The organism is Burkholderia sp. IO2 (assembly GCF_029522185.1).
In the GTDB taxonomy this organism is placed as follows: Bacteria; Pseudomonadota; Gammaproteobacteria; order Burkholderiales; family Burkholderiaceae; genus Burkholderia; species Burkholderia cenocepacia.
This window is the reverse complement of sequence record NZ_JAKWFH010000081.1, coordinates 1-23,811: the sequence shown is the minus strand read 5'-3', so window position 1 is coordinate 23,811 and position 23,811 is coordinate 1. Positions and strand designations below refer to the sequence as shown.

Genomic DNA, 23,811 nt, shown 5'->3' with positions numbered 1-23,811 from the left:
CGCGCGCCGGGGTGCGCCGACGCCCCCGGCGCGACCGCCGCGGCCATTCCTTCCCGGCCGGATCACCCGGCCCCCTGCTCCCGCATCCTGGCGAACGCGTCGCGCAAATCCGCGCAGAACGCGTCGCCGATCATCGACAGCGGCTGCGACGCGGACGTCACCAGATAGAAGTGATCGGGCACGGCCGGCTCGAACGGCTTGACGGCCACGCGCTGGCCCGCATACGCGGCCGTCACCGGATCGATCAGCGCGACGCCCGCGCCGTTCGCGACGAACGCGACGATCGTCTGCGACAGTTGCGCCTCGATCGACAGCACGCGCGACACGCCGGCTTCCACGAATACGCGATCGATCGCGCTGCGCGCCTCGAAGCTCGGCGGAAACGAGATGAACGCTTCGTCGCGCAGGTCGGCCGGCTGCACGACGCGCTTGCGCGCGAGCCGGTGCCCGCGCGGCACGATGCAGCACATCGCGGCTTCCGCGAGCCGCTCGCCACGCACCGCCGGGTGCGGGACGGGTTCCGCGATCAGCCCCACATCGCATTGCCCGGACGCGACCTTGTCGACGACGGTGGACGCGCTGTGCGCGAGCAGCGTGATGTCGACCCCCGGATGCGCGTGCGAGAAACGCGTGACGAGTTCGGGCAGCAGATCGAGCGCGACGGCGGGCGAGCCGGCCACGCGCAGCGTGCCGCGCCGCATCGCGCGGATCTGCTCGGCGGCCTGCGCGACGCGGTCGAGCCCGACGAACGCGCGTTCGACCTCCTCGTACAGCACGCGCGCCTGCGCGGTCGGCGTGAAACGCCCCTGCTGCCGCTCGAACAGCACGAAGCCGATCCGGTCCTCGAGATCGGCGATCAGCCGGCTCACGGCCGGCTGCGAGATATGGAGATCGCGTGCCGCGCGTGTGACGGTATGGCGCTGCATCACCGCGCGAAACGCTTCGATCTGACGAATCCTGAGCGAGGGCGTGGTCATAACACTGGATTATGGAGCGTTGATCAAGCTGTATTGGACAGCACATTTTGCCTGTCCGAACATCGGTTCCGCAACGTACTGAAAGCAAGGAGCCGCGCCGCCATGGGATATAACACGCAACCGCCTCACCCGCGACACCGGAGCCGCGCATGACCGTGCGCCGCTTCGACGTCGTCGTGGCCGGCGGCGGTCTCGTCGGCATGGCCATCGCGTGGGGCATCGCGCGTCTCGGCCAGCGCGTCGCGGTGTGCGACGGCGACGACATCGCGTTTCGCGCGGCGCGCGGCAATTTCGGGCTCGTGTGGGTGCAGGGCAAAGGCGGCCGCTGCGTGCCGTATGCGCGCTGGTCGCGCGAATCGTCCGAGCGCTGGCATGCGTTCGCCGCGCAGTTGCAGCGCGAAACCGGCGTGGATTGCGCGTTCGAACGCCCGGGCGGCATCGAGCTGTTCGAACACCGCGCGGAACTCGACGGCGCGACCGACCTGCTCGAATCGCTGCGCCGGCAGGAAGCCGCGCTGTCGTACGAGGTCCTCGATCCGGCGGCGCTGCGCCGGCGCATTCCGTCGGCGTCGCCGTCGCTGGCCGGCGCGCTGTGGTCGCCGAACGACGGTCACGCGAATCCGCTCTATACACTGCGCGCGATGCTGCAGGCGTTTCAGCGGTGCGGCGGTGTCTATCTGCCGCGCAGCGAGGTCAGCGAAATCCGCCCGCACGCGGGGCGCTTCGAGATCGACACGCGCCACGCACGGCTCGAAGCCGGGCGCGTGGTGCTCGCGGCCGGCCTCGACAACGCGCGGCTCGCGCCGATGGTCGACCTGCGCGCACCGATCTCGCCGTTGCGCGGCCAGATCATGGTCACCGAACGGCTCGCGCCGTTTCTCGACTATCCGACGCTCGTCGTCCGGCAGACGCCGGAAGGCTCGGTGCTGCTCGGCGACTCGGCCGAAGACGTCGGCTTCGACGACGGCCAGACGCGCCCGGCGATGGTCGACATCGCGCGTCGCGCACGCACCGCCTTCCCCGCGCTCGCGCATGCACGCATCGTGCGCGCGTGGGGCGCGCTGCGCATCATGACGCCCGACGGCCTGCCCGTCTACGAGGCGTCGACCACGCATCCGGGCGCGTTCATCGCGATCTGCCACAGCGGCGTGACGCTCGCGGCAACCCACGCCGATCTCGTCGCGCCGTGGATCGCCGGCGGCGCCGCGCCGGCCGACCTGTCCGCCTTTACCACCGCGCGCTTTGACGCGCCCACGGAAGCCCGGCATGTTTGAATCCCTCGTTCCCGCCGCCGCGACGCTCGAACGCGTGCGCATCCATATCGACGGCACGCCGCACGACGTGCCCGCGCAATACAGCGTCGCGGCCGCGATGCTCGCCGCCGGTTCGGCCGCGTGCCGCACGAGCGCCGTGAGCGGCGCGCCGCGCGGCCCGTTCTGCATGATGGGCGTGTGCTTCGACTGCCTCGTCGAAATCGACGGCGTCCCGAACGTGCAAGGCTGCATGACGCCCGTCGCCGACGGCATGCAGGTGCGCGCGATGCACGGCAAGGCGAGGCTCGCATGACGCGCCGCCAGTGCGACCTGCTGATCGTCGGCGCCGGGCCGGCCGGGATGGCGGCAGCCATCGCCGCGCGCACGGCCGGCTTGTCGGTCGTCGTCGCGGACGAAGGCCGCGCGCCCGGCGGCCAGATCTACCGCAACGTGGCCGATGCGCCGGCGCCGCTCGCGCAATGGCTTGGCGCCGACTATGCGGCCGGCCGGCCGCTCGTCGACGGCCTGCTCGCCAGCGGCGCGCATTACCTGCCGCGCAGCGTCGTGTGGCAGGTCGCATTCGAACCGACACCCGTCGCGATGCTCACGCAGAGCGGCCCGTCGCGCGGCACGCTCGAAATCGGCCCGCGCGCGGTGCTGATCGCGACCGGCGCGCAGGAGCGGCCGTGGCCGGTGCCCGGCTGGACGTTGCCCGGCGTGATGGGCGTCGGCGCCGCGCAAACGCTGCTGAAAGCGTCGGGCCTCGCGCCGTCGGCCGACGCCGTGCTGGCGGGCAGCGGCCCGCTGCTGTGGCTGTTCGCCGCGCAATTGCTGAATGCGGGCCGGCGCGTGCGCGCGCTGGTCGATACGACACCGCGCGACGCGTGGCGCCGCGCGCTTCCCCATGCGCTGCCGGCACTGCGCGGCGTCAACTATCTGCTCAAGGGCTGGCGCATGCTGCGTGCGGTGCGCGACGCCGGGATTCCCGTCCATCGCGGCGCGACCGACATCCGCATCGACGGCGACGATCGCGCCGAACGCATCCGCTTTCGCGACGCGGAAGGCGTCGTACAAGCGCTCGACACGTCCCTCGTGCTGCTGCATCAGGGCGTCATTCCGTCGACGCAGCTCGCGCGCGCGCTCGGCTGCGCGCATGAATGGGACGAAGCGTCGGCATGCTGGCGCCCGCAGCGCGACGCGCGCGGCCGCAGCAGCGTGCCGCACGTCTGGATCGCGGGCGACGGCGCAGGGATCGGCGGCGCACAGGCGGCGGCACTCGCCGGCGAAGTGGCGGCGCTCGACATCGCCCGGCAACTCGGTGCGCTCGACGCGCAACGGCAGGCCGCACGCGAACGCCCGGTGCTGCGTGCATGGCGCCGCCATCTCGCGGTGCGCCCGCTGCTCGACGCGCTGTATACGCCGCCCGCCGCGCTGCGCCGCCCCGACGACGACACGATCGTGTGCCGCTGCGAGGAAGTCACGGCCGGCGAGATTCGCCAGCTCGCGGCGCTCGGCTGCCAGGGGCCGAACCAGATGAAGGCGTTTACGCGCTGCGGAATGGGTCCGTGCCAGGGGCGCTGGTGCGGCACGACGGTCGGCGAACTGATCGCCGACGTGCAGCAGCGCGGCGTCGGCGACGTCGGTCACTACCGGATCCGCGCGCCGATCAAGCCGGTCACCGTCGGCGAGATGGCCGACGCCCTCGAACTGTCGAACGATTTTCAGCGCGGCGAATTCCCGAGCTGACGCGCACGCCCACTCTTCCCCACACGAACGGAGCCAGACCATGAAGACGCGCCTCACGATTCTCCTTTCCGCCGCCGCGATGGCTGTCGCGTCGCTGGCGTCGGCGAAGGAATGGACGACCATCCGCATCGGCGTCGACCCGACCTACCCGCCGTTCGAGTCGACCGCGACCGACGGCAGCGTGAAGGGCTTCGACATCGACCTCGGCAACGCGCTGTGCGCGAAGCTGAATGCGAAATGCGTGTGGGTGTCGAGCAGCTTCGACGGGCTGATTCCGGGGCTGCAGGCGCGCAAGTTCGACGTGATCCTGTCGTCGATGGCCGCGACCGAACAGCGGCGCCAGCAGATCGACTTCACCGACCGCCTGTACCGCAACCAGACACGGCTGATCGCGCGTACCGGGTCGGGGCTGCTGCCGGACGCGGCGAAGCTCGCCGGCAAGCGCGTCGCGGTCGAACAGGGCACGGTCCAGGAAACCTATGCGCGCGAGAAGTGGGCGGCCGCGAAGGTCGAGGTCGTGCCGTATCCGAGCTACGACCAGGCGTATGCGGATCTCGTCACCGGGCGCGTCGACGGCGTGCTGATGGATGCCGTGCAGGGCCAGCTCGGGTTCCTGGCGACGCCGCGCGGCAAGGGCTTCTCGTTCGCGGGCGGCGTGGTGTACGACGCGAAGATCATGGGTAACGGCGATGCGGCCGGCGTGCGCAAGGCCGACACCGACCTGCGTGACGCACTGAATCGCGCCATCGCGCAGATTCGCGGCGACGGCACGTACAACGCGATCCAGTCGAAGTATTTCGACTTCGACATGTACGGAAATTGACCGCATGCGCGGGTGATCCGAAGGCCGGAAAACCCGCGATTTCTTGGCGATCCTCAGGATCGTTTATGGGCCGGACGGGCTATAATGCGCGCTTTCGGTTTGGTCGTTGCCATGAAGCCGCTGGCCGTTCCCTCCCTCGCCAATATCGCGTCGCGCCTTCGCCTCAAGCAGCTCAAACTGCTGATCGCGCTCGAAAACCACGGTTCGCTGCACAAGGCCGCCGAAGAGATCGCGATCTCGCAGCCCGGCGCCACCAAGGTGCTGCGCGAGATCGAGGACATCCTCGGCATGCCGCTGTTCGAGCGGCAACCGAAGGGCCTCGTCGCGAACGACCTCGGCCGCTGCGTCACGCGCTACGCGCGCCTCATCTACAGCGACCTCGAACACCTGCACACCGAAGTCCTCGCGCTCACGCAGGGGCATGGCGGCCATCTCGCGGTCGGCGTCATCATGGGCGCGGTGCCGCTGCTCACGCGCGCGCTGACCGACCTGCGCCGCCGCCAGCCGAACCTGTCGGTCGAGATCGTCGAAGGCACCAGCGCGAGCCTGCTCGCGCTGATCGACGACGGCCGCATCGACCTCGCGATCTGCCGCAACGGCAACAGCCGCCGCCCGGAAGCGTATGACTACCTGCCGCTGAAATCCGAACCGCTCGCGGTCGTGACCGCGCGCACGCATGCGCTCGCCGGGCGCGACACGCTGACGCTGCGCGATCTCACCGATGCGGAATGGGTCGCGTATCCGGTCAACACGCCGATGCGGCTCGCGCTCGAACGCGCACTGGCCGACGCCGGCATCGAGGTGCCGCGCTATCCGATCGAAACCGCGTCGACGTTCGCGACGCTCACGCTGCTGCAGGCGGACCCCGAGCTGGTGGCCGTGATCCCGCGCGAAGTCGCCGAGTTCGGCGAGCGCTTCGGCCTGATTGCGTGCCTGCCCGTCGCGATCCCGGCGCTCGACGAGCCGTACGGCGTCGTCGCCCGTACCTTCGCGCACCTGTCGCCGGGTGCGCGCCTGCTCGTCGAAACGCTGCAAGGTCCCCTGCTTACCTGATCGGCGAGAACGCGGCCGGGCGCAGCAGCTTCGACTCCATCTTCTCGAGCATCGGGAACGCCTTCGGCACGAACTTCTCGAGCCAGTCCGGATCCTCGTACAGCGCGGTACGGCGCTTGATGCGATCGTCGAGGCTTTCGTATGCCCAGATGTGGACGACCTGGTTCAGTTCGCCGATTTCCGTGTACCACCAGCCGACCAGCGTCGCATAGCGGGAGATCACCGGCAGCCCTTCCTTCTCGAAGTGCCGCAGGTATTCGTTCATCTTGCCGATCTGGACCGTGTAGGTCCGCATTTCGTAATACATGACTGCTCCTGGTTGAATCGATTCGGGTAATCGCACTTCGCGCGGGTCGCGCGATCAGAGTTCGCCGCCGTACGCGGCGCGGATGATGCCTTCGACGTCGCGCGCGGTCGTCAGCCGCGGGTTGACCAGCACGTTGCCGCTGCGCATCGAGTCGGCCACCATCTGCGGCAGGTGCGCGAGATCGACGCCGAGCTCGCGGATGTTCGACGGAATCGCGAGCGCGCGATTGAGTTCGACGATCTGCTCGACCAGTGCGCGCGCGGCCGTTTCCGCATCGACGCCGGTCACGTCGCCGCCGAGCGCTGCCGCGATGTCGCGATACAGCGCCGGGCAGGCCGGCCGGTTGAATTCGATCACGTACGGCAGCAGCGCCGCGTTCGCGATGCCGTGCGCGATGTTGAACACGCCGCCCATCGTGTGCGAGATCGCGTGCACGTTGCCGAGCTTCGACTGCGAAAACGCGACGCCGGCCAGGAACGAGCCGAGCAGCATGTCCTCGCGCGCCGCGAGATCGGAGCCGACGTAGAACGCGTTGCGCAGGCTGCGCCCGATCAGGCGGATCGCGCCCAGCGCGAGCGACTGGCTCACCGGGTTCGCCTGCTTCGACACATACGATTCGATCGCATGCGTCAGCGCGTCCATGCCGGTGGCCGCGGTGATCGCGGCCGGCAGCTTCAGCGTGAGCTCCGCGTCGAGGATCGCGAGCTTCGGGAACAGCTTGTGGCTGACGATCACGGTCTTGAACAGCGTTTCCTGGTTCGTGAACACCGTCGACGCCGTGCATTCGCTGCCGGTGCCCGACGTGGTCGGGATCGCGAAGATCGGCAGCGGTTCGTCCGGGATCTTGTTGTAGCCCTCGTAGTCGAGAATCGTGCCGCCGTTGGTGGCCATCGCGGCCACGCCCTTCGCCGTGTCGATGCTGCTGCCACCGCCGACGCCGATCACGGCGGTGCAGCGATGCTCCTTCAGGAACATCAGCGCGCTGTCGAGCACGGCCGTGCTCGGGTTCGCCTCGACGCCCGAGAAGATTTCGTAGGCGACGTCCGCGTCGCGCAGCGATGCGAAGAATCCTTCGAGCACGCCGCTCTTGATCAGGCCTTCGTCGGTCACGACCAGCAGCTTGCCGCTGAACAGCGGCTTCAGCAGTTCGCCGGCCTGCCGCGCGAGGCCGTTGCCGAATTTCAGCGTGGTGGGAAAGAAATATTGGAATGGGCTCATGGTGCTTTCTCCGTGTGAAGTCTCCGCACCGAACACTACAAGCGGCCGATTGCCGCCGGTAATGAAAAAACCGGATCGCCCGATAACGTCCGCTTATTCCCCGCGCGCCGCGCCGTTTGGTTATCACGCGATCACGAAGCGTCATTAGGCAAGACGCGGCCATGCCCCTACAGTCGCTGCACGGCGACGATGCCATCGCCCCCGCAACCATAACGACGGAGACACGCATGCCCCCCTCGACTTCCCCCGCCGTCCCGGCCGCCGCGCCGACTTCGCTCGACGCGTCGGCGCGGCCGACCAACGTCCGCTGGCGCATCTTCCTGCTCATGCTGCTGCTGGTCGCGATCAATTACATCGACCGCGCGTCGCTGTCGGTCGCGATGCCGCTGATCGCACCGGAATTCAACCTGTCGCCGGCGCTCGAAGGCCTGATGCTGAGCGCGTTCTTCTGGTCGTACGCGCTGATGCAGATCCCGGTCGGCGTGATGCTCGACCGCTATCACACGCGCGGCATCATCGCGACCGCGACGCTCGCATGGGGCGCGTTCCAGGCGCTCGGCGCGGCATCGCACAACTGGATCCTGCTGATGCTCACGCGCATGGGCCTCGGCTTCTCCGAATCGCCGGTGTTCCCGGCCGGCGCGAAGCTGATCGGCACGTGGCTGACGCCGCACGAACGCGGCCGCGGCGCGGTGCTGGTCGACGGCGGCGCGCCGCTCGGCAGCGCGCTCGGCGCGATCCTGATTTCCGGGCTGATCGCGTGGTTCGGATCGTGGCGCATCGCGTTCGTGATCGCGGGCGTCGGCACGATGCTGGTGGGCGTGCTCGTATGGCGCTACATCCGCAACCATCCGTCCGAGCATCCGGGCGTGAATGCGGCCGAGCTCGAACACATCACGCGCGCGAATGCGCCGACGCAAACCACGGGCGAACGCGTGCCGCTGCGCGAACTGGTGAAGGATCGCTCGGTGCTCGCGATGTTCGCCGGCTACAGCTGCATCCTCGCGGTGTTCTACGGGCTGCTGACGTGGATGCCGAGCTACCTGCACAAGACCTACGGCTTCAACATCGCGACGACGGGCGGCGCGACCTTCATCATCTTCATGTCGGGCTTCGTCGGCGAACTGATCGGCGGCACCATCGGCGATCGCTGGAAGGCGTCGGGCGCGTCGCCGAACCTGGTGATGCGCACGATGTTCAGCGGCTCGTCGCTGATCGCGGCCGCGTGCATCCTCGCGGCGGCCTATATCGCGAACGCAAACGCCGTGGTGCTGCTGCTGAGCATCGCGATGTTCTTCATCCGCTTCTGCGGGATGTACTGGAGCCTGCCGGCGATCGTCGGCGGCCCGGAACGCGCCGGCGTGCTCGGCGGCACGATGAACTTCTGCGGCAGCATGGTCGGCGTCGTGGTGCCGATCCTGATCGGCGTGATCGTCCAGTGGTCGGGCTCGTACTTCCTCGCGCTGCTGTTCTTCGTCGCGATGGCCGTGCTGATCGCGGTGTTCTCCAGCCTGATCGATTACCGGCCGCGCACGCACGGCTGACGGTCACGCAGCCGAGCTTTCCTTCTGCCGAAACGACGAGGCCCGCGCGAGCGGGCCTCGTCGCGTCGTCAGCGGCCAGACGGACTCGGCGGCGCTGACGGAATCAACGATCGATCGGCAGCGGCGCATCGGCCGCGACGAGCTGCTGCTCGCGCATCTCGCGCCAGAAATCGGCGGGGATCTCGAACGTCAGCGCCGCGGCATCTTCCGCGATGCGCTCCGGGCGGCTCGCGCCCGGAATCACCGCGGCCGTCGCCGGATGCGCGAGCACGAACTGCAGCGCGGCGGCCTTGACCGGCACGTCGTGGCGCGCGGCGATCGCGTTGATCCGCTCGACCTTCGCGACGACCTCGGGCGGCGCCTTCCGGTATTCGAAGTGCGCGCCGCCGACGAGCACGCCCGAGCTGTACGGGCCGCCGACGACGATCCCGACGTGACGGGCCGCGGCGGCCGGCATCACGCGCTGCAGCGCGCGTTCGTGATCGAGCAGCGTGTAGCGGCCGGCCAGCAGCATGCCGTCCGGTTGCGGTTCGGCGAGGTCGAGCAGCAACTCGATCGGCTCGACACGGTTCACGCCGAGGCCCCACGCGCCGATCACGCCTTCCTCGCGCAGCTTGCCCAGTACGCGAAATGCGCCCTTGCGCGCCACCTCGAACTGCGCGAGCCATTCGTCGCCGTAGATGTCCTGCGCGACGTCGTGCACCCACACGATGTCGAGACGATCGGTGCGCAGCCGCTTCAGGCTGTCCTCGATCGAGCGCAGCGTCGCGTCGGCCGAGTAGTCGCTCACCAGCCGGTTCGCGCGGCCGTGCGCGAAGATCCCGCTCTTCTCGCCGTAGTCGCGGGTGGCCGCTTCCTCCAGATCGTCGAGCACGATGCGGCCCACCTTCGTGCTGATGAAGTAGTCGTCGCGGCGCCGGCCGGCCAGCGCGTCGCCGAGACGCGCTTCCGCGAGCCCCGCGCCATACGACGGCGCGGTGTCGAAGTAGCGGATGCCGCGTGCCCACGCGGCTTCGACGGTCGCGTGCGCTTCCGCGTCGGGAATGTCGCGGAACATGTTGCCGAGCGGCGCCGCGCCGAAACCGAGCCGGTTGTCGGCGGGCAGCGTGTCGTTGAGAGCCATGCGTTTCTCCGGATGGGACAGGAAAGTGCGCCCAGTCTAGGTTGCATGAATAAGTCTGTCCAAGACATAATTCATCACACTTGAGTCCCATAAGGTCTTACATGCTCGACATCCGCCAGCTTCAATATTTCATCGCGGTCGCGGAAGAGGAACACGTCGGCCGCGCGGCCGAACGCCTGCACATTTCGCAGTCGCCGCTCAGCCGCCAGATCGCGCAGCTCGAGGAAAAGCTCGGCCTGACGCTGTTCGAACGCAGCCAGCAGCGCATTCGTCTGACGCGTGACGGGCGCACGTTCCTCAGCGAAGCGCATGCGTTCCTGCGCCATGCGAACCGGCTCGAATCGCTCGCGCGCCGGCTCGGTCGCGGCGACGAAGGCGGTCTGTGCATCGGCTATCTGGAAACGGCCACGCACTCGGGCGTGCTGCCGCGCGCGCTGAAAACGCTGCGCGCGGAGCGCCCGTCGGTGCATATCGCGCTGTACAACTATCCCTGCGCCGCGCAGCTCGAAGGCCTGCGCGAACGCAGCCTCGACATCGCGCTCGTGACCGAGCCGCCCGCACCGGACGATCCCGAACTCGATTCGACGATGGTGCTGAACGATCCGATGCTGCTCGCGCTGCCCGACGGGCATCCGCTCGCGAAGAAGAAGACACTGGTCGCCGACGATCTTGCCGCGCAGGCGTGGATCGGCGTCACGCAGCAGGAAAGCGCGCCGCGGCACGGCGCGTTCGTCGCGGCCTGTGCGAAGGCCGGTTTTTCGCCGGACATCTCGGTGGAAGCGACCGAGCCGCTCGCCGCGCTCGGGCTCGTCGCCGCCGGGCTCGGCGTGACGATGATCCAGCAAAGCCTGCGTCACCAGGTGCCGGAAGGCGTCGTGCTGCGCGAGCTGCCGTGGTTCAGCTACCGCACGCCGCTGTGGGCCGCGTGGCACAAGGTCAACCTGCGCCCGCTGGTGGGCATCTTCCGCGAGATCCTGACCGGCGAGGAGGTCGTCGCGGCAGTCGGCAAATAAGGCCGTGAAAACGCGGGGCGCCGGTGCGTCGCGACGCCCCGCCTGCCATTCGCTCGCCGCTTACCGCGCGAGCGTGAGCTTGCCGTCGAGCAGGCGGTTCAGCGCCCACGGGTTGCTCGTTCGCAATGCGTCGGGAAGCAGCGCATCCGGCATGTCCTGATAGCTGACCGGCCGCAGGAAGCGGCGGATCGCGAGGCTGCCGACCGACGTCGAACGCCCGTCCGCGGTGGACGGATACGGGCCGCCGTGCACCATCGCATGCGCGACCTCGACGCCGGTGCCGAAGCCGTTGACCAGCACGCGGCCCGCGCGCCGCTCCAGCGCCGGCAGGAATCGGCGCGCGTCCGCGTAATCGGCTTCGTCGAGATGAATCGCCGCCGTCAGCTGCCCTTCCAGCGACTCGATCAGCGCGAGCATCGTGTTCAGGTCCGGACACCGAACGATCAGCGACGCCGCGCCGAAAATCTCCTCGTGCAACGCCTTCGATTCGCGGAATGCGTCGGCGCTCGTCACGAACAGCGCGCCCTGCCCCTGGTTCGCACCGGCAGGCGCCTGGGCGCGCGCGACGGTCCGCACCTGAGGATGCTGCGCGAACACCGCGACCGCACGCTCGAACGCCTGGTGAATACCGGGCGTGAGCATCGTCGCGGCCGGCGCCTGCGCGAGCCGCCCGGCCGCCGCCGCGATGAAGCGTTCGAGCGCCGGCCCTTCCACCGCGAAGATCAGCCCGGGGTTCGTGCAGAACTGGCCGGCACCGAGCGTCAGCGACTGCACGAATGCCTGCGCGATCGCGTCGCCGCGTTGTTCCAGCGCGTGCGGGAACAACAGCACGGGGTTGATGCTGCTCATCTCCGCATAGACGGGGATCGGTTCGGGCCGCGCGTTCGCGATCGCGATCAGTTCGGTCCCCGCATGGCGCGAACCGGTGAAGCCGACCGCCTTGATCCGGCGGTCGCGCACGAGCCCCTGGCCGATTTCAAGGCCGCTGCCGAACAGCAGCGAGAACGTGCCTTCCGGCATCCCGCATGCTTTCACGGCCTGCTGCACGGCCATCCCGACGAGTTCCGACGTGCCGGGGTGCGCCGAGTGCGCCTTCACGATCACCGGGCAGCCGGCCGCGAGCGCGGACGCGGTATCGCCGCCCGCCACCGAGAACGCGAGCGGGAAGTTGCTCGCGCCGAATACCGCGACCGGGCCGACGCCGATATGACGCAGGCGCAGATCGGGGCGCGGCGCGGGTTGGCGTTCCGGCTGCGCCGGATCGATGCGCGCTTCGAGGTAGTCGCCCGCGCGCACCACGCCGGCGAACAGGCGCAACTGGCCGACCGTGCGGCCGCGCTCGCCTTCGACACGCGCGCGCGGCAGGCCCGATTCGGCGACGCAGCGCTCGACCAGCGCATCGCCGAGCGCGAGGATGTTCGCCGCGATCGCTTCGAGAAACTGCGCGCGTGCTTCGGGCGGGGTCTCGCGATACGCGTCGAAGGCCGCCCAGGCCAGCGCGCACGCTTCGTCGAGATCGACGACGGTCGCGCCGCCGAAAGCCGGCTCCATGCGTTCGCCGCTCGCCGCGTCGATCGCATACGTGACGCCCTGGGTGCCGCGCCGCGCGCGCTGACCGATCAGCAAGTTGCCTGCGATGTTCATTTCCGTTTCCTGTGTGGATCAATCGACTGGATGCGTTGGCGTCGACGCGCATGCAGCGCCGCCACGATCGACCACGATGGTTTCAAACCCGCCCGACCCGCGTCAATACTTCGCGCATGACAGCTTTTCATAGCGCTATGAGCGGCTCTCAATACCGGATGGGCGGCGCGATTTCTATACTGGCCCGACGTCGCGCCGCACCGGGCGCGCCCGTCCGATGCCGAATGCCCGCACGGCAAATCGCCCCCGGGTTCGCGTCGATCACAACGATGGAGACGAACATGTGTGTGCAGAAACCGGCCGATGGCCCCGACGTCAAGCGCCTGCTCGACGGCCTGCCGACCAACTGGGGCAAGTGGGGCCCCGACGATGAAGTCGGCGCGCTGAATTATCTGCAATCCGAACAGGTGATGCGCGGCATCGCCGCCGTGCGCCAGGGCCGCACCTTCACGCTGCAGGTGGACATCGGCCACGCGAAGGGCGAGCCGCTGTTTCCGGGCCGGCGCCCGTCGATGCGGATGAACGTGCTCGACAAGGGCCATTTCCTCGCGGGCAAGGCGCACTTCGACGGCAACGTCGAATACGCGGACGACGTGATCTTCATGCACGTGCAGGGCTCGACGCAGTGCGACGCGCTCGGGCACGTGTGGTACGACGATACGCTGTGGAACGGCTACGACGCGCTGAGCACGGTCGGCGGCCTCGAACGCGCGAGCATCCTGCCGATCGCCGAGCGCGGTATCGCGGGCCGCGCGGTGCTGATCGACATCGCGCGCCATCGCAACAAGCGCGTGCTCGACAAGGGCGAGACGTTCGATCATCACGACCTGCTCGACGCGGCGCGCGCGCAGAACGTGACGATCGAGCCGCGCGACATCCTGCTGATCCGCACCGGCTGGATCGGATCGTTCTACGAGCGCGACGAAGCCGAGTTCTATCGCGACTACGTCGAGCCGGGGCTCACGTTCAGCCGCGAGCTCGTCGAATGGTTCCGCGAGATGGAGATTCCGAACCTCGTCACCGATACGATGGGCAACGAAGTGACGGTCGACCCCGTGTCGGGCGTGATGATTCCGCTGCACAACGCGCTGATGCGCAACCTCGGCGTCGTGTTCACCGAGGTCGTGCTGCTCGATGCGCTCGCGGAAGATTGCGCGCGCGACGGCCAGTGGCAATTCCTGTACACCGCCGCGCCGCTGAAGATCGTCGGCGGCACCGGTGCGCCGGTCAATCCGCTGGTGATCAAGTAACGCGGGCAAGCCATGCCCGGGCGCACCGTGCGGCCCGGGCATCCCGCGACGAACGCCGCGCGATCAGAACGTGCCCGGATATGCGCCGCCGTCGAGCAGCACGTTCTGCCCGGTCAGGTAACCGGCGTGCGCGCTGCACAGGAACGCGCAGACCGCGCCGAATTCGTCGGCCGTGCCGAAACGCCCGGCCGGCACGTTGCGGCGCTTCGCTTCACGCGTCGCTTCGTAGTCCGTCCCTTCTGCCTGCGCGGACGCTTCGGTCGCCTTCTTCAGACGGTCGGTATCGAACAGCCCCGGCAGCAGGTTGTTGATCGTCACGTTGCGCGCCGCGATGCGCTTCTGCCGCGCGATGCCCGCGATGAAGCCGGTCAGCCCCGTGCGGGCGCCGTTCGACAGGCCGAGCACGTCGATCGGCGCTTTCACGGCGCTCGACGTGATGTTGACGATGCGCCCGAAGCCGCGCTCGGTCATCCCGTCGACGGTCGCCTTGATCAGCTCGATCGCCGTCAGCATGTTCGCGTCGAGCGCCGCGATCCAGTCGTCGCGCGTCCATTCGCGGAAATCGCCCGGCGGCGGGCCGCCCGCGTTGTTCACGAGGATGTCGACTTGCGGCGCGGCCGCGAGCGCCGCCGTGCGGCCCGCGCTCGTCGTGATGTCGCCGGCCACGGCCACCACCGTGACGGCCGGGTTGAGCGCGCGCAGTTCGCGGGCGGTCGCGTCGAGCGCGTCGCTGCCGCGCGCGGTGATCACGACGTTCACGCCCTCGGCGACGAGCGCCTGCGCGCACCCCTTGCCCAGCCCCTTGCTGGCCGCGCAAACCAGCGCCCAGCGGCCTTCGATGTTCAGATCCATGTGTGCTTCGCTCCTGGCATCCAGCGCGTGTCGTCCGGGTGCGACCGCAATCGACACGGCAATAAGTTCAAGTTATAGTGAGTGCACCCGCTTTCCGCCGCACGTCGGCGGCATCCCGGTTCACCCATCCAAAAACGGCTTGATAAAAAGGCTCGACGGGCCAGCATAAGGAATCACAGTCGTCGAGACAATTGACGGGACGTGATACCGGTATAACTTTTCGTCACGTCCATGACCCCGCCGCTTCACTCCATCATTTCCCGCCTTCACCTGAAGCAGCTGCGCCTGCTGATCGCGCTCGCCGACCAGGGCTCGCTGCTCAAGGCCGCGCAGCAGGTCGCGCTCACGCAGCCGGGCGCGAGCAAGGCGCTGCAGGAGATCGAGACGACCTTCGGCACGCCGCTGTTCAATCGCACCAACCGCGGGCTCGAACCGACCGAGGTCGGCGATTGCGTGATCCGCTACGCGCGGCTGATTCATACCGATCTCGCACATCTGCGCGAGGAAATCGTCGGCATCCTGCGCGGACATGGCGGGCGCGTGAGCGTCGGCGTGATCATGGGCGCGGTGCCGCGGCTGACCGATGCGATCTCGACGCTCGTCGCACGCCATCCGGAGATGTCCGTCGAGATCGTCGAGGACACCAGCGAAGCGCTGCTGAGCGAGATCGACGCAGGCCGGCTCGATCTTGCAATCTGCCGCACGACGATCAGCCGCACGCCACAGCTCTACGACAGCGTGAAGCTGCAGGACGAGACGCTCGCGGTGGTCGCGAACGTGCGCCATCCGCTCAAGGGCGCAAAGAAGCTCGCGCTGCGCGACCTCGCCGAATACAGGTGGGTCGTGTATCGCGCGAACATGCCGATGCGGCTGCTCCTGGAACGCGAATTCCTCGAAGCCGACATCCGCTTTCCGCCGCATCTGCTCGAAACGACGTCGGCATTCGCGACGCTCGCGCTGTTGCAGGGCAATCCGTCGTTCGTCGCGCTGGTGTCGATCGACGTCGCCGAATTCTTCGCGCGGCACGACATGACGCGCATCCTGCCGCTGCGGATCGGTTCGCGCAGCGAGCCTTACGAACTCGTCACGCGCAAGGGCGCGCCGATCTCGCCGGGCGCGCGGCTGCTGATCGACGAGCTGCACGCCGATGGCGGCGGCCCGTCGGTGTAGAACCACGCCGACGCGCTCACACCTGCGCCCAAGCCTTCGCCGCAGGCGACACCCGCGGCGAAGGCGTGGCGGGAGCCGGACGCCCCGCCTCCATCACACGATGCGACGTGTCGCCGTCAGGCCACCGCGAAGCGCTTCGCCAGTTCCGCGAGGCCGTCTTCGTAGATGCCGCGAAACAGCCGGACGGTTTCGTCGTCGGTCGCGCCGTGCGGCGTGAACGTGCCGGACCACTCGACCTTCGACGCGTTCGGGCCGTTCTCGCGCACGCGCAGCGTGGAGCGATAGTTCACGACCGGGAACGGTGCTTCGAGGATCGCGTACGTATAGCTGCGCTCCGCTTCGTCGAACGCGACCAGCCGCTCGACGATCGCATCGCCCGCCGGATTCGCGAGACGCCGCACGCGCCCGCCCTCGCTCAGCTCGCTGGCCGGAATGTACGAAAGCCAGTCGGGCAGCGACCCGAAGCCGCCGATCAGTTGCCAGACCGTGTCGGCCGAAGCCGCGATCTCGATACTTGCATGTGCCTGTGCCATGTCATCACCTTTCAGGATCAACGATCGGTCGGCAGCGGCGCATTGGCCGCGATCAGGCCTTGTTCACGCATCTCGCGCCAGAAGTCGGCCGGAATCGCCACGTTCAGCGCGGCCTGGTCTTCCGCGATCCGCTCCGGACGGCTCGCGCCCGGGATCACCGCGACGGTCGCCGGATGCGACATCGAGAACTGCAGCGCGGCGGCCTTGATCGGCACGTCGTAGCGCGCGGCGATCGCCTTGATCCGGTCGACCTTCGCGAGGATTTCCGGCGACGCCTTCTGGTATTCGAAGTGCGTGCCGCCCGCGAGCACGCCCGAGCTGTACGGGCCGCCGACGACGATCCCGACGTTCTGCGCGGCCGCCGCCGGCATCACGCGTTGCAGCGCGCGCTCATGATCGAGCAGCGTGTAGCGGCCGGCCAGCAGCATGCCGTCCGGTTGAGGTTCGGCGAGGTCGAGCACCAGTTCGATCGGTTCGACGCGGTTCACGCCGAGGCCCCACGCCTTGATCACGCCTTCCTCGCGCAGCTTGCTCAGCACGCGGAATGCGCCCTTGCGCGCCACTTCGAATTGCGCGAGCCATTCGTCGCCGTAGAAGTCCTGCGCGATGTCGTGCACCCACACGATATCGAGGCGGTCGGTGCGCAGACGCTTCAGGCTGTCCTCGATCGAGCGCAGCGTCGCGTCGGCCGAGTAGTCGTTGACGATGCGGTTCGGCCGGCCGTGTTCGAACAGGCCGCCCTTTTCGCCGAGATCGCGCGCCGACACGTCTTCGATTTCGTCGAGGATTACGCGGCCGACCTTCGTGCTCAGCACGTACTCGTCACGCGGATGGTTCGCGAGCGCGTCGCCGAGGCGGATTTCCGCCAGGCCGGCGCCGTAGAACGGGGCCGAATCGAAATAGCGGATGCCGTGTTGCCACGCGGCTTCGACGGTGGCCGCGGCTTCCGCGTCGGGGATGTCGCGGAACATGTTGCCGAGCGGGGCGGTACCGAAACCGAGGATCTTGTTGCCGGGCAGCTTGTCTTTGAGACTCATGATTTTCTCCAGGGAGTAAAGGAAAGCGAGTTCAGTCTAGGGAGACCGGTTAAGTCTGTCCAAGACGGAATTCGACACACTTGAGTCCCGCGAGGTCTAATGGGCCGGTTGGCGGCCTGTTTCGATCACCGGCCCCCAGCCGCTGTTCGGGCCAGACGCCCGGCCGGCAAGGCTGCCGACCGAATTCACGTTCGATTCGTGACTCAGAATCAAAAATGATTTGGTCCGGCAGCCGTTTTTCCCGGGCGTCGGCGTACCTATATTGGCTGCACGCGCAACGACATCGACGTGGTCGACGTTGGTTGCGGCTCACTCAACCACACAGGTACCCATGATGAAAACGCTCGTTTCTTCCACCCTTGCCGCCCTGATCCTTGCCGCACCGGCGCTGTCGTTCGCGCAGCAGGCCGACCATCAGCTGACCCGCGCCGAAGTGAAGGCCGAGATGGCCCGCCTCGCGGCCGTCGGCTATACCCCGGCGCTGGACCACAACCAGTATCCGGCCGCGATCCTCGCCGCCGAACAGCGTGTGCGCGAAAACGCCGTCGCGCAATCCGCCCCGAACGCCACCCCGGCCGCGGACACGACCGGTTACGGCAGCGAAACCCGCACGACCGGCGAATCCGGCCGCGCGATGTCGGTCAACGGTCGCGACTCGATCTATCGCGGGCATTGAGCCACGTCGGCGTGCAAGCGAGCACGCCTTCCGATACGCGCAACCGCGCGTCCGCCCCCTCCGCATGGCCGGCCCGAATCGCCTGAACAGGCATTCGGGCCGCGCGTCGTCGCTGCCCTTCCGCTTGCTCGCCGTGCTCCGCGAAACCGGCTCGCCGGTCGCCGATGCAGGCAGCGATTCGTGACTGCGCAGTACAAGTTCTTATGCCGCTTCGTCCGTTTATCCGCCGCGCGCCGCGCCCGATACTTCGCACCGTCCGGCGCCACGCGCCCCACTCGACATCTCGTACGCATATGAACCGATATCCAGGATTGAAACGCATCGCGCGATCGGCCGTGCTGGCCGCCGTTCCGCTCGCCGCGCTCTTCGCGTTGGCCGGCTGCCAGTCGGACGACAAGGCCCCGGCCGCGACGCCCAACGTGATCGTCAGTGCGCCCGTCGTGCGCGACGTCCACGACGTCGACGTCTACACCGGCCGCTTCGAAGCGGTCGACACCGTCGACGTGCGTCCGCGCGTGAGCGGTTATCTCGACAAGGTCGCGTTCCAGGACGGCGCGACCGTCCGCAAGGGCGACCTGCTGTTCGTCATCGACCCGCGCCCGTACCAGGCGGCCGTCACCGCCGCGCAGGGCGCGCTCGAACGCGCGCAGTCGCAACTGAAGCTGAGCCGGCAGGATTTCGAGCGCGCGAGCATCCTGATCAAGACCGATACGATCGCGCAGAGCCCCTACGACCAGCGCAGGCAGGCCGTGCAAAGCGCGCAGGCCGAGGTGACGAGCGCACAAGGCGCACTCGAACGCGCGCGGCTCGACCTGTCGTTCACGCGCATCGTCGCGCCGATGTCCGGCCGCATCAGCCGCAAACTCGTGAGCGAAGGCAATCTCGTGAAAGGCGGCGACAGCGACGCGACCGTGCTGACGACGATCGTGTCGCAGGATCCGATCGACATCTACTTCGATGTCGACGAGGAAAGTTACCTGCGCTATACGCGCGAAGCGCGGACAAGCGGCGGCAACGCGTCGTCGCGGCAGGTCGCGATCGCGCTGCCGGGCGATGCCCGGCCGTCGCTGACGGGGACGATGGATTTCGTCGACAACCGCCTCGACGACTCGACCGGCACGCTGCGCCAGCGCGCACGCGTCGCGAATCCGGACCGGCGCCTGAGCCCCGGCCAGTTCGGCCGCGTGTACCTGTCGAGCCGCGTCGCGCACCACGCGCTGCTCGTGCCCGATGCGGCCGTCGCGACCGATGCGACGCGCCGCGTGCTGTACTTCGTCGACGCGAACGGCACCGTCGCGATCCGCCCGGTGACGCCCGGCCGCCTGTACGGCAACCTGCGCGAGATCGATGCGGGGTTGAAGGCGGGCGATACCGTGATCGTCGACGGCTTCCAGCGCGTGCAGGCCGGCGACAAGGTCAAGGCCGTGCCGCGCGCGATCGAAGCGGCCACGGTGGCCCACGCGGCGAGCGGCACGACGGGGAGCGCGCAATGAACCTCGGCCGCCTGTCCGTCCAGCAGCCGGTGCTCGCGATCGTCCTGTCGATCGTGTTGACGATCGCCGGTGCGCTGGCCTATTTCTCGCTCGCGGTGTCCGAGTATCCGGACATCGCGCCGCCGACCGTCGTGATCCAGGCGACCTATCCGGGCGCCTCCGCGGAAACGGTCTCGCAAACGGTATCGACGCCGATCGAACTGGAAGTGAACGGCGTGGAAGACATGCTGTACATGTACAGTCAGGCGACGTCGGACGGCAGCCTGAACATTACCGCGACGTTCAAGCCCGGCACCGACGTCGATAAGGCGCAGGTGCTGGTGCAGAACCGCGTCGCGCTCGCGACGCCGCGCCTGCCCGAACCGGTGCAGCGCAGCGGCGTGTCGGTACGCAAGTCGTCGCCGACGCAGCTCGGCACGATCTTCCTGTACTCGCCGGACCAGCGCTACGATCCGCTGTACGTATCGAACTATGCGATCCGCAACGTCGCGGACGTGCTCAAGCGGATCGAAGGCGTCGGCGACATCAACGCACTCGGCGCGCGCGAATACTCGATGCGCATCTGGCTCGACCCCGAGCGCGTCGCGTCGTTCGGCCTGAGCCCGGCCGACCTGATCGCCGCGGTACGCGCGCAGAACACGCAGCTCGCGGGCGGCGTGGTCGCGCAGGCGCCGATCACGAACCAGGCATTCCAGCCGAACCTGATCTTCGAGGGGCGGCTCAAGCGCCCCGAGGATTTCAGCGACATCGTCGTCAAGCAGGGCAAGGATGGCAGGCTCGTGCGGCTGAAGGACGTCGCACGCGTCGAAGTCGGCGCCCTCGCGTATGCGACCGACAGCTACATGCTGCGCCACCCGACGATCGCGCTGCAGGTGCTGCAGCAGCCCGGCGCGAACGCGGTCGCGACGATGGCCGCGGTCGAGAAGAAGATGGCCGAACTGTCCAGGGACTTCCCGAAAGGCATCGTCTACAACATCGGCTACAACCCGACCGCATTCATCGGCGACAGCATCCACGAACTCGTCAAGACGATCTACGAAGCCGTCGTGCTCGTCGTGTTCGTCGTGCTGCTGTTCCTGCAGGGCTGGCGGCCGTCGATCATCCCGATCCTGTCGATTCCGGTGTCGCTCGTCGGCACGTTCGCGGCGATGGCCGTGCTCGGCTACTCGATCAACAACCTGACGCTGTTCGGCCTCGTGCTCGCGGTGGGGATCGTCGTCGACAATGCGATCGTCGTGGTCGAAAACGTCGAGCGGCACCTGTCGGCCGGTGCGGGGCCGCGCGACGCGACACTGCTGACGATGAAGGAAGTCGGCGGCGCGCTGTTCGCGATCACGCTCGTGCTGTGCGCGGTGTTCGTGCCGACCTCGTTCATTCCCGGCATCTCGGGCCAGTTCTTCCGCCAGTTCGGCGTGACGATCGCCGTGTCGACCGCGATCTCGTTCTTCACGTCGGTAACGCTCGCGCCCGCGCTGTCCGCGATGATGCTGAAAGCGCACGCCGGTGACCATGACGCACCGACGCCGACATCCCGCATGGCCGCGCCGTTCGCGCCGGCGCTGCGCGTCGCGCGACGCTTCTCGAACGCGTTCAACCGCCTGTTCCAGCGGCTGTCCGATGCGTATGGCCGGCTGGTCCGGAAAGTCGTCCGGATCATTCCCGCCATGGCCGCACTGTACGTGGTACTGATCGCCGCGACCGGCTACCTGCTCGTGTCGAGCCCGAAGGGCTTCATTCCCGCTCAGGATCGCGGCTACCTCGTCGTGCTCGTGCGGATGCCCGACGGCGCGACGCTCGAACGCACCAGCGCGATCGCGCGCAAGATCGAGGACATCGCGCTGTCGGTGCCCGGTGTCGCGCGCGTGCCGGTGTTCTCCGGCGTCAACGCGGCGACCGGCACGAACTCGGCGAACAGCGCGGGCCTGTTCCCGGTGTTCCAGCCCTGGCCGGAACGCAAGGCGCGCGGCCTGACGATCGACACGATTGCCGCCGAGATGCGCAAGCGGCTCGCGACCATCACCGAAGCGTCGATCGTCGTCGCGATGCCGCCGCCGGTGCAGGGTCTCGGCAGCACGGGCGGCTTCGCGATGCGGCTCGAAGACCGCAACGGCCTCGGCACCGCCGCGCTCGCGAAGGCGACGCAGGATCTCGTCGCGGCCGCGAACCGCACGCCCGGCATGGTCGGCGTCTACACGCCCTACTCCGCGACGAGCCCGCAGGTGCACGTCGAACTCGACCGCGAGAAGGCCGAGATGCTCGGCGTGCCGAGCCAGGCGATCAACGACGCGGTCGAGACGTATTTCGGTTCGACCTATATCAACGACTTCAACATCGTCGGGCGCACCTATCGCGTGACCGCGCAGGCGGACCTGCCGTTCCGCGTCGGCGCGTCGGATCTCGCGCGGCTGAAGGTGCGCAATCGCGACGGCGAGATGGTGCCGATCGGCAGCGTGACGCGTATCGACGACATGCTCGGCGTCGATCGCGCGCCGCGCTACAACCTGTATCCGGCCACCGAAATCAACGGCGATACCGCGCCGGGCCTCGGCTCGGGCTTCGCGATCAAGACGATGGAAATACTGGCGAAACAGGTGCTGCCGCCCGGCATCTCGTTCGAGTGGACCGATCTGTCCTATCAGCAGACCACGGCCGGCAACACGGGGCTGCTCGTGTTCCCGCTGTGCGTGCTGCTCGTCTATCTGGTGCTCGCCGCGCAGTACGGCAGCTGGAGCCTGCCGGTATCGATCCTGCTGATCGTGCCGATGTGCCTGCTTGCCGCCTCGCTCGGCGTGCGCGCGCTCGGCCAGGACGTGAACATCCTCACGCAGATCGGCTTCATCGTGCTGGTCGGGCTCGCCGCGAAGAACGCGATCCTGATCGTCGAGGTTGCAAGACAGCTGGAGGCCGACGGCGCCGAGCTCGTCGAGGCCGTCGTCGAAGCATGCGTGCAGCGGCTGCGCCCGATCGTGATGACGTCGCTCGCGTTCATCCTCGGCGTGCTGCCGCTCGTGATCTCCGAAGGCGCGGGCGCGGAAATGCGCCAGGCCGTCGGCGCGGCGGTGTTCTTCGGGATGATCGGCGTGACATTCTTCGGGCTGCTGTTTACGCCCGTGTTCTATGTGATGGTTCGCCGGCTCGCGATGCGCAAGACCGCTGTCGCAGCCGTCGCGACGGAGGCTGTGCAATGAAGTTCGTTCGACTCGTGGCCGCGCTGTCCGCAGCGGCCGTCCTGACCGCCTGCACGAGCGCGCCGGTCGCCACCGTCACGCCGCCGCCGCTGGCCGCGACCTTTGCGAACGCGGATCTCGCGGCCAGCGGCCCGGCCGCCGACACCGGCGCGTGGTGGCATGGCTTCCACGATCCGATCCTCGACCGGCTGGTCGACACTGCGCTCGCGAACAACCTGGACCTGCAGGCGGCCGTCGCGCGCATCGATGCGGCCCGCGCGGTGCGGATCGGCGCGGCGTCGTCATGGTTCCCGTCCGTCGACCTGAATGCCGGCGCCAGCCGTCAGCGGCTTTCCGCATCGCAGGCGTTCCCGACCGATACGCCGACGACCGGCAACGCGTTCGACCTGAATGCGAGCCTCGCATGGGAAGTCGACATCTTCGGCCGCATCCGCCAGGGGGTGTCGGCAGCCGACGCGGATATCGCATCGGCGCAAAACGATGCGACGGCCGTGCGGATCGCGACGATCGACGAAACCGTGCGCACCTACGTGACGGTGCGCGGCCTCGAACAGCGGCTCGCGCTGGTCGAGGCCAACGCGTTGAGCCAGCGCAGCACCGAGGAATCGACACGGCGCCTGTTCGACGCCGGCGTCGTGCCGGCCGCCGACGTCGACCGCGCCACCGCGCAGACGGAAACGACGCTGGCCGAGCTGCCCGCGCTGCAACTGCAGCGGCAAGCCGCGATCCATAGGCTGTCGATCATCACCGCGTCGACGCCGCAGGCGATCTATGCGCGGCTCGACCCGCCCGCGCCCGCGCCGGTGTGGACCGCCGCCGCGCCGGGCATCGGCACGCCGGCCGACCTGCTGCGCCGGCGGCCCGACGTGCGCGCGGCCGAGGCGCGCGTCGTCGCGGCCTATGCGCGCATC

General features: G+C 68.4%; 21 protein-coding genes. 13 read left to right on the top strand and 8 right to left on the bottom strand.

Annotation, left to right across the window (positions count from 1 at the left end; all coding sequences use genetic code 11):
• Nucleotides 1–62 precede the first annotated feature (62 nt).
• Nucleotides 63–977 carry a LysR substrate-binding domain-containing protein gene (locus tag MMB92_RS32460; RefSeq protein ID WP_006497971.1) on the bottom strand — a complete coding sequence of 305 codons (915 nt, stop codon included), beginning with the start codon at nt 975–977 and terminating at the stop codon, nt 63–65.
• 149 nt (nt 978–1,126) lie between these two features.
• Here MMB92_RS32460 and MMB92_RS32455 point away from each other — a divergent pair, with 149 nt between their 5' ends.
• The 5 genes from MMB92_RS32455 to MMB92_RS32435 all read left to right on the top strand — a co-directional run bounded on the left by MMB92_RS32455 (nt 1,127) and on the right by MMB92_RS32435 (nt 5,852).
• Nucleotides 1,127–2,251 (top strand): FAD-dependent oxidoreductase, encoded by a 1,125-nt coding sequence (locus tag MMB92_RS32455; protein WP_006497970.1) that lies wholly within the window; start codon nt 1,127–1,129, stop codon nt 2,249–2,251.
• Complete coding sequence (locus MMB92_RS32450) at nt 2,244–2,543, top strand: (2Fe-2S)-binding protein (RefSeq protein WP_006485198.1); 300 nt, start codon at nt 2,244–2,246, stop codon at nt 2,541–2,543. Before MMB92_RS32455 ends, MMB92_RS32450 begins: the two co-directional genes overlap by 8 nt.
• Nucleotides 2,540–3,976 carry a (2Fe-2S)-binding protein gene (locus tag MMB92_RS32445; protein ID WP_200061863.1) on the top strand — a complete coding sequence of 479 codons (1,437 nt, stop codon included), beginning with the start codon at nt 2,540–2,542 and terminating at the stop codon, nt 3,974–3,976. The genes MMB92_RS32450 and MMB92_RS32445 overlap by 4 nt, the downstream gene beginning before the upstream one ends.
• Nucleotides 3,977–4,016: 40 nt before the next feature.
• A complete protein-coding gene (locus MMB92_RS32440; protein WP_006485210.1) occupies nt 4,017–4,799 on the top strand; it encodes an ABC transporter substrate-binding protein in 783 nt (260 codons plus the stop codon).
• A 111-nt stretch (nt 4,800–4,910) separates the two neighbouring features.
• On the top strand, nt 4,911–5,852 hold the full coding sequence (locus MMB92_RS32435; RefSeq protein WP_006497968.1) for a LysR family transcriptional regulator: 942 nt from the start codon (nt 4,911–4,913) through the stop codon (nt 5,850–5,852).
• Here MMB92_RS32435 and MMB92_RS32430 read toward each other — a convergent pair.
• Together MMB92_RS32430 and MMB92_RS32425 are read right to left on the bottom strand one after the other, a co-directional pair.
• Nucleotides 5,845–6,159, bottom strand: coding sequence for an NIPSNAP family protein (locus MMB92_RS32430; protein WP_006497967.1), 315 nt, complete (start codon nt 6,157–6,159; stop codon nt 5,845–5,847). The two genes, MMB92_RS32435 and MMB92_RS32430, sit on opposite strands and share 8 nt — an antisense overlap.
• Nucleotides 6,160–6,213: 54 nt before the next feature.
• Complete coding sequence (locus MMB92_RS32425; protein WP_062911515.1) at nt 6,214–7,377, bottom strand: iron-containing alcohol dehydrogenase; 1,164 nt, start codon at nt 7,375–7,377, stop codon at nt 6,214–6,216.
• A 227-nt stretch (nt 7,378–7,604) separates the two neighbouring features.
• Here MMB92_RS32425 and MMB92_RS32420 point away from each other — a divergent pair, with 227 nt between their 5' ends.
• A complete protein-coding gene (locus tag MMB92_RS32420; protein ID WP_048988559.1) occupies nt 7,605–8,921 on the top strand; it encodes an MFS transporter in 1,317 nt (438 codons plus the stop codon).
• A 103-nt stretch (nt 8,922–9,024) separates the two neighbouring features.
• On the opposite strand, the gene MMB92_RS32415 is transcribed toward MMB92_RS32420, so the two are convergent.
• Nucleotides 9,025–10,044, bottom strand: coding sequence for an aldo/keto reductase (locus MMB92_RS32415; protein ID WP_048988556.1), 1,020 nt, complete (start codon nt 10,042–10,044; stop codon nt 9,025–9,027).
• Nucleotides 10,045–10,145: 101 nt separating this feature from the next.
• Here MMB92_RS32415 and MMB92_RS32410 point away from each other — a divergent pair, with 101 nt between their 5' ends.
• Nucleotides 10,146–11,057 (top strand): LysR substrate-binding domain-containing protein, encoded by a 912-nt coding sequence (locus tag MMB92_RS32410; RefSeq protein WP_006497963.1) that lies wholly within the window; start codon nt 10,146–10,148, stop codon nt 11,055–11,057.
• Nucleotides 11,058–11,117: 60 nt separating this feature from the next.
• Here the strand turns inward: MMB92_RS32410 and MMB92_RS32405 are convergent, their stop codons facing one another.
• Nucleotides 11,118–12,701: an aldehyde dehydrogenase (NADP(+)) gene (locus tag MMB92_RS32405; RefSeq protein ID WP_034203933.1), complete on the bottom strand. Its 1,584-nt coding sequence runs from the start codon at nt 12,699–12,701 to the stop codon at nt 11,118–11,120.
• A 281-nt stretch (nt 12,702–12,982) separates the two neighbouring features.
• On the opposite strand from MMB92_RS32405, the gene MMB92_RS32400 reads away from it, so the two are divergent.
• Nucleotides 12,983–13,951, top strand: a complete 969-nt coding sequence (locus MMB92_RS32400) for a cyclase family protein (RefSeq protein ID WP_006497961.1) — start codon at nt 12,983–12,985, stop codon at nt 13,949–13,951.
• 63 nt (nt 13,952–14,014) lie between these two features.
• Here MMB92_RS32400 and MMB92_RS32395 read toward each other — a convergent pair whose 3' ends face one another.
• The gene (locus MMB92_RS32395; RefSeq protein WP_034203932.1) at nt 14,015–14,803 is read right to left on the bottom strand and encodes an SDR family oxidoreductase; all 789 of its coding nucleotides are present in this window, start codon (nt 14,801–14,803) and stop codon (nt 14,015–14,017) included.
• A 231-nt stretch (nt 14,804–15,034) separates the two neighbouring features.
• Between MMB92_RS32395 and MMB92_RS32390 the strand changes: the two genes are divergently transcribed.
• Nucleotides 15,035–15,973, top strand: coding sequence for a LysR family transcriptional regulator (locus MMB92_RS32390; RefSeq protein ID WP_006497959.1), 939 nt, complete (start codon nt 15,035–15,037; stop codon nt 15,971–15,973).
• Between the two features lie 116 nt (nt 15,974–16,089).
• Here the strand turns inward: MMB92_RS32390 and MMB92_RS32385 are convergent, their stop codons facing one another.
• Both MMB92_RS32385 and MMB92_RS32380 read right to left on the bottom strand, forming a co-directional pair.
• Nucleotides 16,090–16,506, bottom strand: coding sequence for an SRPBCC family protein (locus tag MMB92_RS32385; protein WP_069352164.1), 417 nt, complete (start codon nt 16,504–16,506; stop codon nt 16,090–16,092).
• 17 nt (nt 16,507–16,523) lie between these two features.
• The gene (locus tag MMB92_RS32380; RefSeq protein ID WP_006485206.1) at nt 16,524–17,543 is read right to left on the bottom strand and encodes an aldo/keto reductase; all 1,020 of its coding nucleotides are present in this window, start codon (nt 17,541–17,543) and stop codon (nt 16,524–16,526) included.
• A gap of 331 nt (nt 17,544–17,874) precedes the next feature.
• On the opposite strand from MMB92_RS32380, the gene MMB92_RS32375 reads away from it, so the two are divergent.
• The 4 genes from MMB92_RS32375 to MMB92_RS32360 all read left to right on the top strand — a co-directional run.
• A complete protein-coding gene (locus tag MMB92_RS32375) occupies nt 17,875–18,219 on the top strand; it encodes a DUF4148 domain-containing protein (protein WP_171984173.1) in 345 nt (114 codons plus the stop codon).
• A gap of 311 nt (nt 18,220–18,530) precedes the next feature.
• The gene (locus MMB92_RS32370) at nt 18,531–19,712 is read left to right on the top strand and encodes an efflux RND transporter periplasmic adaptor subunit (RefSeq protein ID WP_233633719.1); all 1,182 of its coding nucleotides are present in this window, start codon (nt 18,531–18,533) and stop codon (nt 19,710–19,712) included.
• The gene (locus MMB92_RS32365; protein ID WP_200061855.1) at nt 19,709–22,900 is read left to right on the top strand and encodes a multidrug efflux RND transporter permease subunit; all 3,192 of its coding nucleotides are present in this window, start codon (nt 19,709–19,711) and stop codon (nt 22,898–22,900) included. Before MMB92_RS32370 ends, MMB92_RS32365 begins: the two co-directional genes overlap by 4 nt.
• Nucleotides 22,897–23,811 (top strand): TolC family protein (locus MMB92_RS32360; RefSeq protein WP_277563187.1); only part of this gene is annotated, 915 nt, incomplete at its 3' end. The genes MMB92_RS32365 and MMB92_RS32360, both read left to right, overlap by 4 nt.

Bases quoted from the DNA above. Each gene is read 5' to 3' on its own strand.
- MMB92_RS32460 (WP_006497971.1), bottom strand. From the start codon at position 977: ATGACCACGCCCTCGCTCAGGATTCGTCAGATCGAAGCGTTTCGCGCG.
- MMB92_RS32455 (WP_006497970.1), top strand. From the start codon at position 1,127: ATGACCGTGCGCCGCTTCGACGTCGTCGTGGCCGGCGGCGGTCTCGTC.
- MMB92_RS32450 (WP_006485198.1), top strand. From the start codon at position 2,244: ATGTTTGAATCCCTCGTTCCCGCCGCCGCGACGCTCGAACGCGTGCGC.
- MMB92_RS32445 (WP_200061863.1), top strand. From the start codon at position 2,540: ATGACGCGCCGCCAGTGCGACCTGCTGATCGTCGGCGCCGGGCCGGCC.
- MMB92_RS32440 (WP_006485210.1), top strand. From the start codon at position 4,017: ATGAAGACGCGCCTCACGATTCTCCTTTCCGCCGCCGCGATGGCTGTC.
- MMB92_RS32435 (WP_006497968.1), top strand. From the start codon at position 4,911: ATGAAGCCGCTGGCCGTTCCCTCCCTCGCCAATATCGCGTCGCGCCTT.
- MMB92_RS32430 (WP_006497967.1), bottom strand. From the start codon at position 6,159: ATGTATTACGAAATGCGGACCTACACGGTCCAGATCGGCAAGATGAAC.
- MMB92_RS32425 (WP_062911515.1), bottom strand. From the start codon at position 7,377: ATGAGCCCATTCCAATATTTCTTTCCCACCACGCTGAAATTCGGCAAC.
- MMB92_RS32420 (WP_048988559.1), top strand. From the start codon at position 7,605: ATGCCCCCCTCGACTTCCCCCGCCGTCCCGGCCGCCGCGCCGACTTCG.
- MMB92_RS32415 (WP_048988556.1), bottom strand. From the start codon at position 10,044: ATGGCTCTCAACGACACGCTGCCCGCCGACAACCGGCTCGGTTTCGGC.
- MMB92_RS32410 (WP_006497963.1), top strand. From the start codon at position 10,146: ATGCTCGACATCCGCCAGCTTCAATATTTCATCGCGGTCGCGGAAGAG.
- MMB92_RS32405 (WP_034203933.1), bottom strand. From the start codon at position 12,701: ATGAACATCGCAGGCAACTTGCTGATCGGTCAGCGCGCGCGGCGCGGC.
- MMB92_RS32400 (WP_006497961.1), top strand. From the start codon at position 12,983: ATGTGTGTGCAGAAACCGGCCGATGGCCCCGACGTCAAGCGCCTGCTC.
- MMB92_RS32395 (WP_034203932.1), bottom strand. From the start codon at position 14,803: ATGGATCTGAACATCGAAGGCCGCTGGGCGCTGGTTTGCGCGGCCAGC.
- MMB92_RS32390 (WP_006497959.1), top strand. From the start codon at position 15,035: ATGACCCCGCCGCTTCACTCCATCATTTCCCGCCTTCACCTGAAGCAG.
- MMB92_RS32385 (WP_069352164.1), bottom strand. From the start codon at position 16,506: ATGGCACAGGCACATGCAAGTATCGAGATCGCGGCTTCGGCCGACACG.
- MMB92_RS32380 (WP_006485206.1), bottom strand. From the start codon at position 17,543: ATGAGTCTCAAAGACAAGCTGCCCGGCAACAAGATCCTCGGTTTCGGT.
- MMB92_RS32375 (WP_171984173.1), top strand. From the start codon at position 17,875: ATGATGAAAACGCTCGTTTCTTCCACCCTTGCCGCCCTGATCCTTGCC.
- MMB92_RS32365 (WP_200061855.1), top strand. From the start codon at position 19,709: ATGAACCTCGGCCGCCTGTCCGTCCAGCAGCCGGTGCTCGCGATCGTC.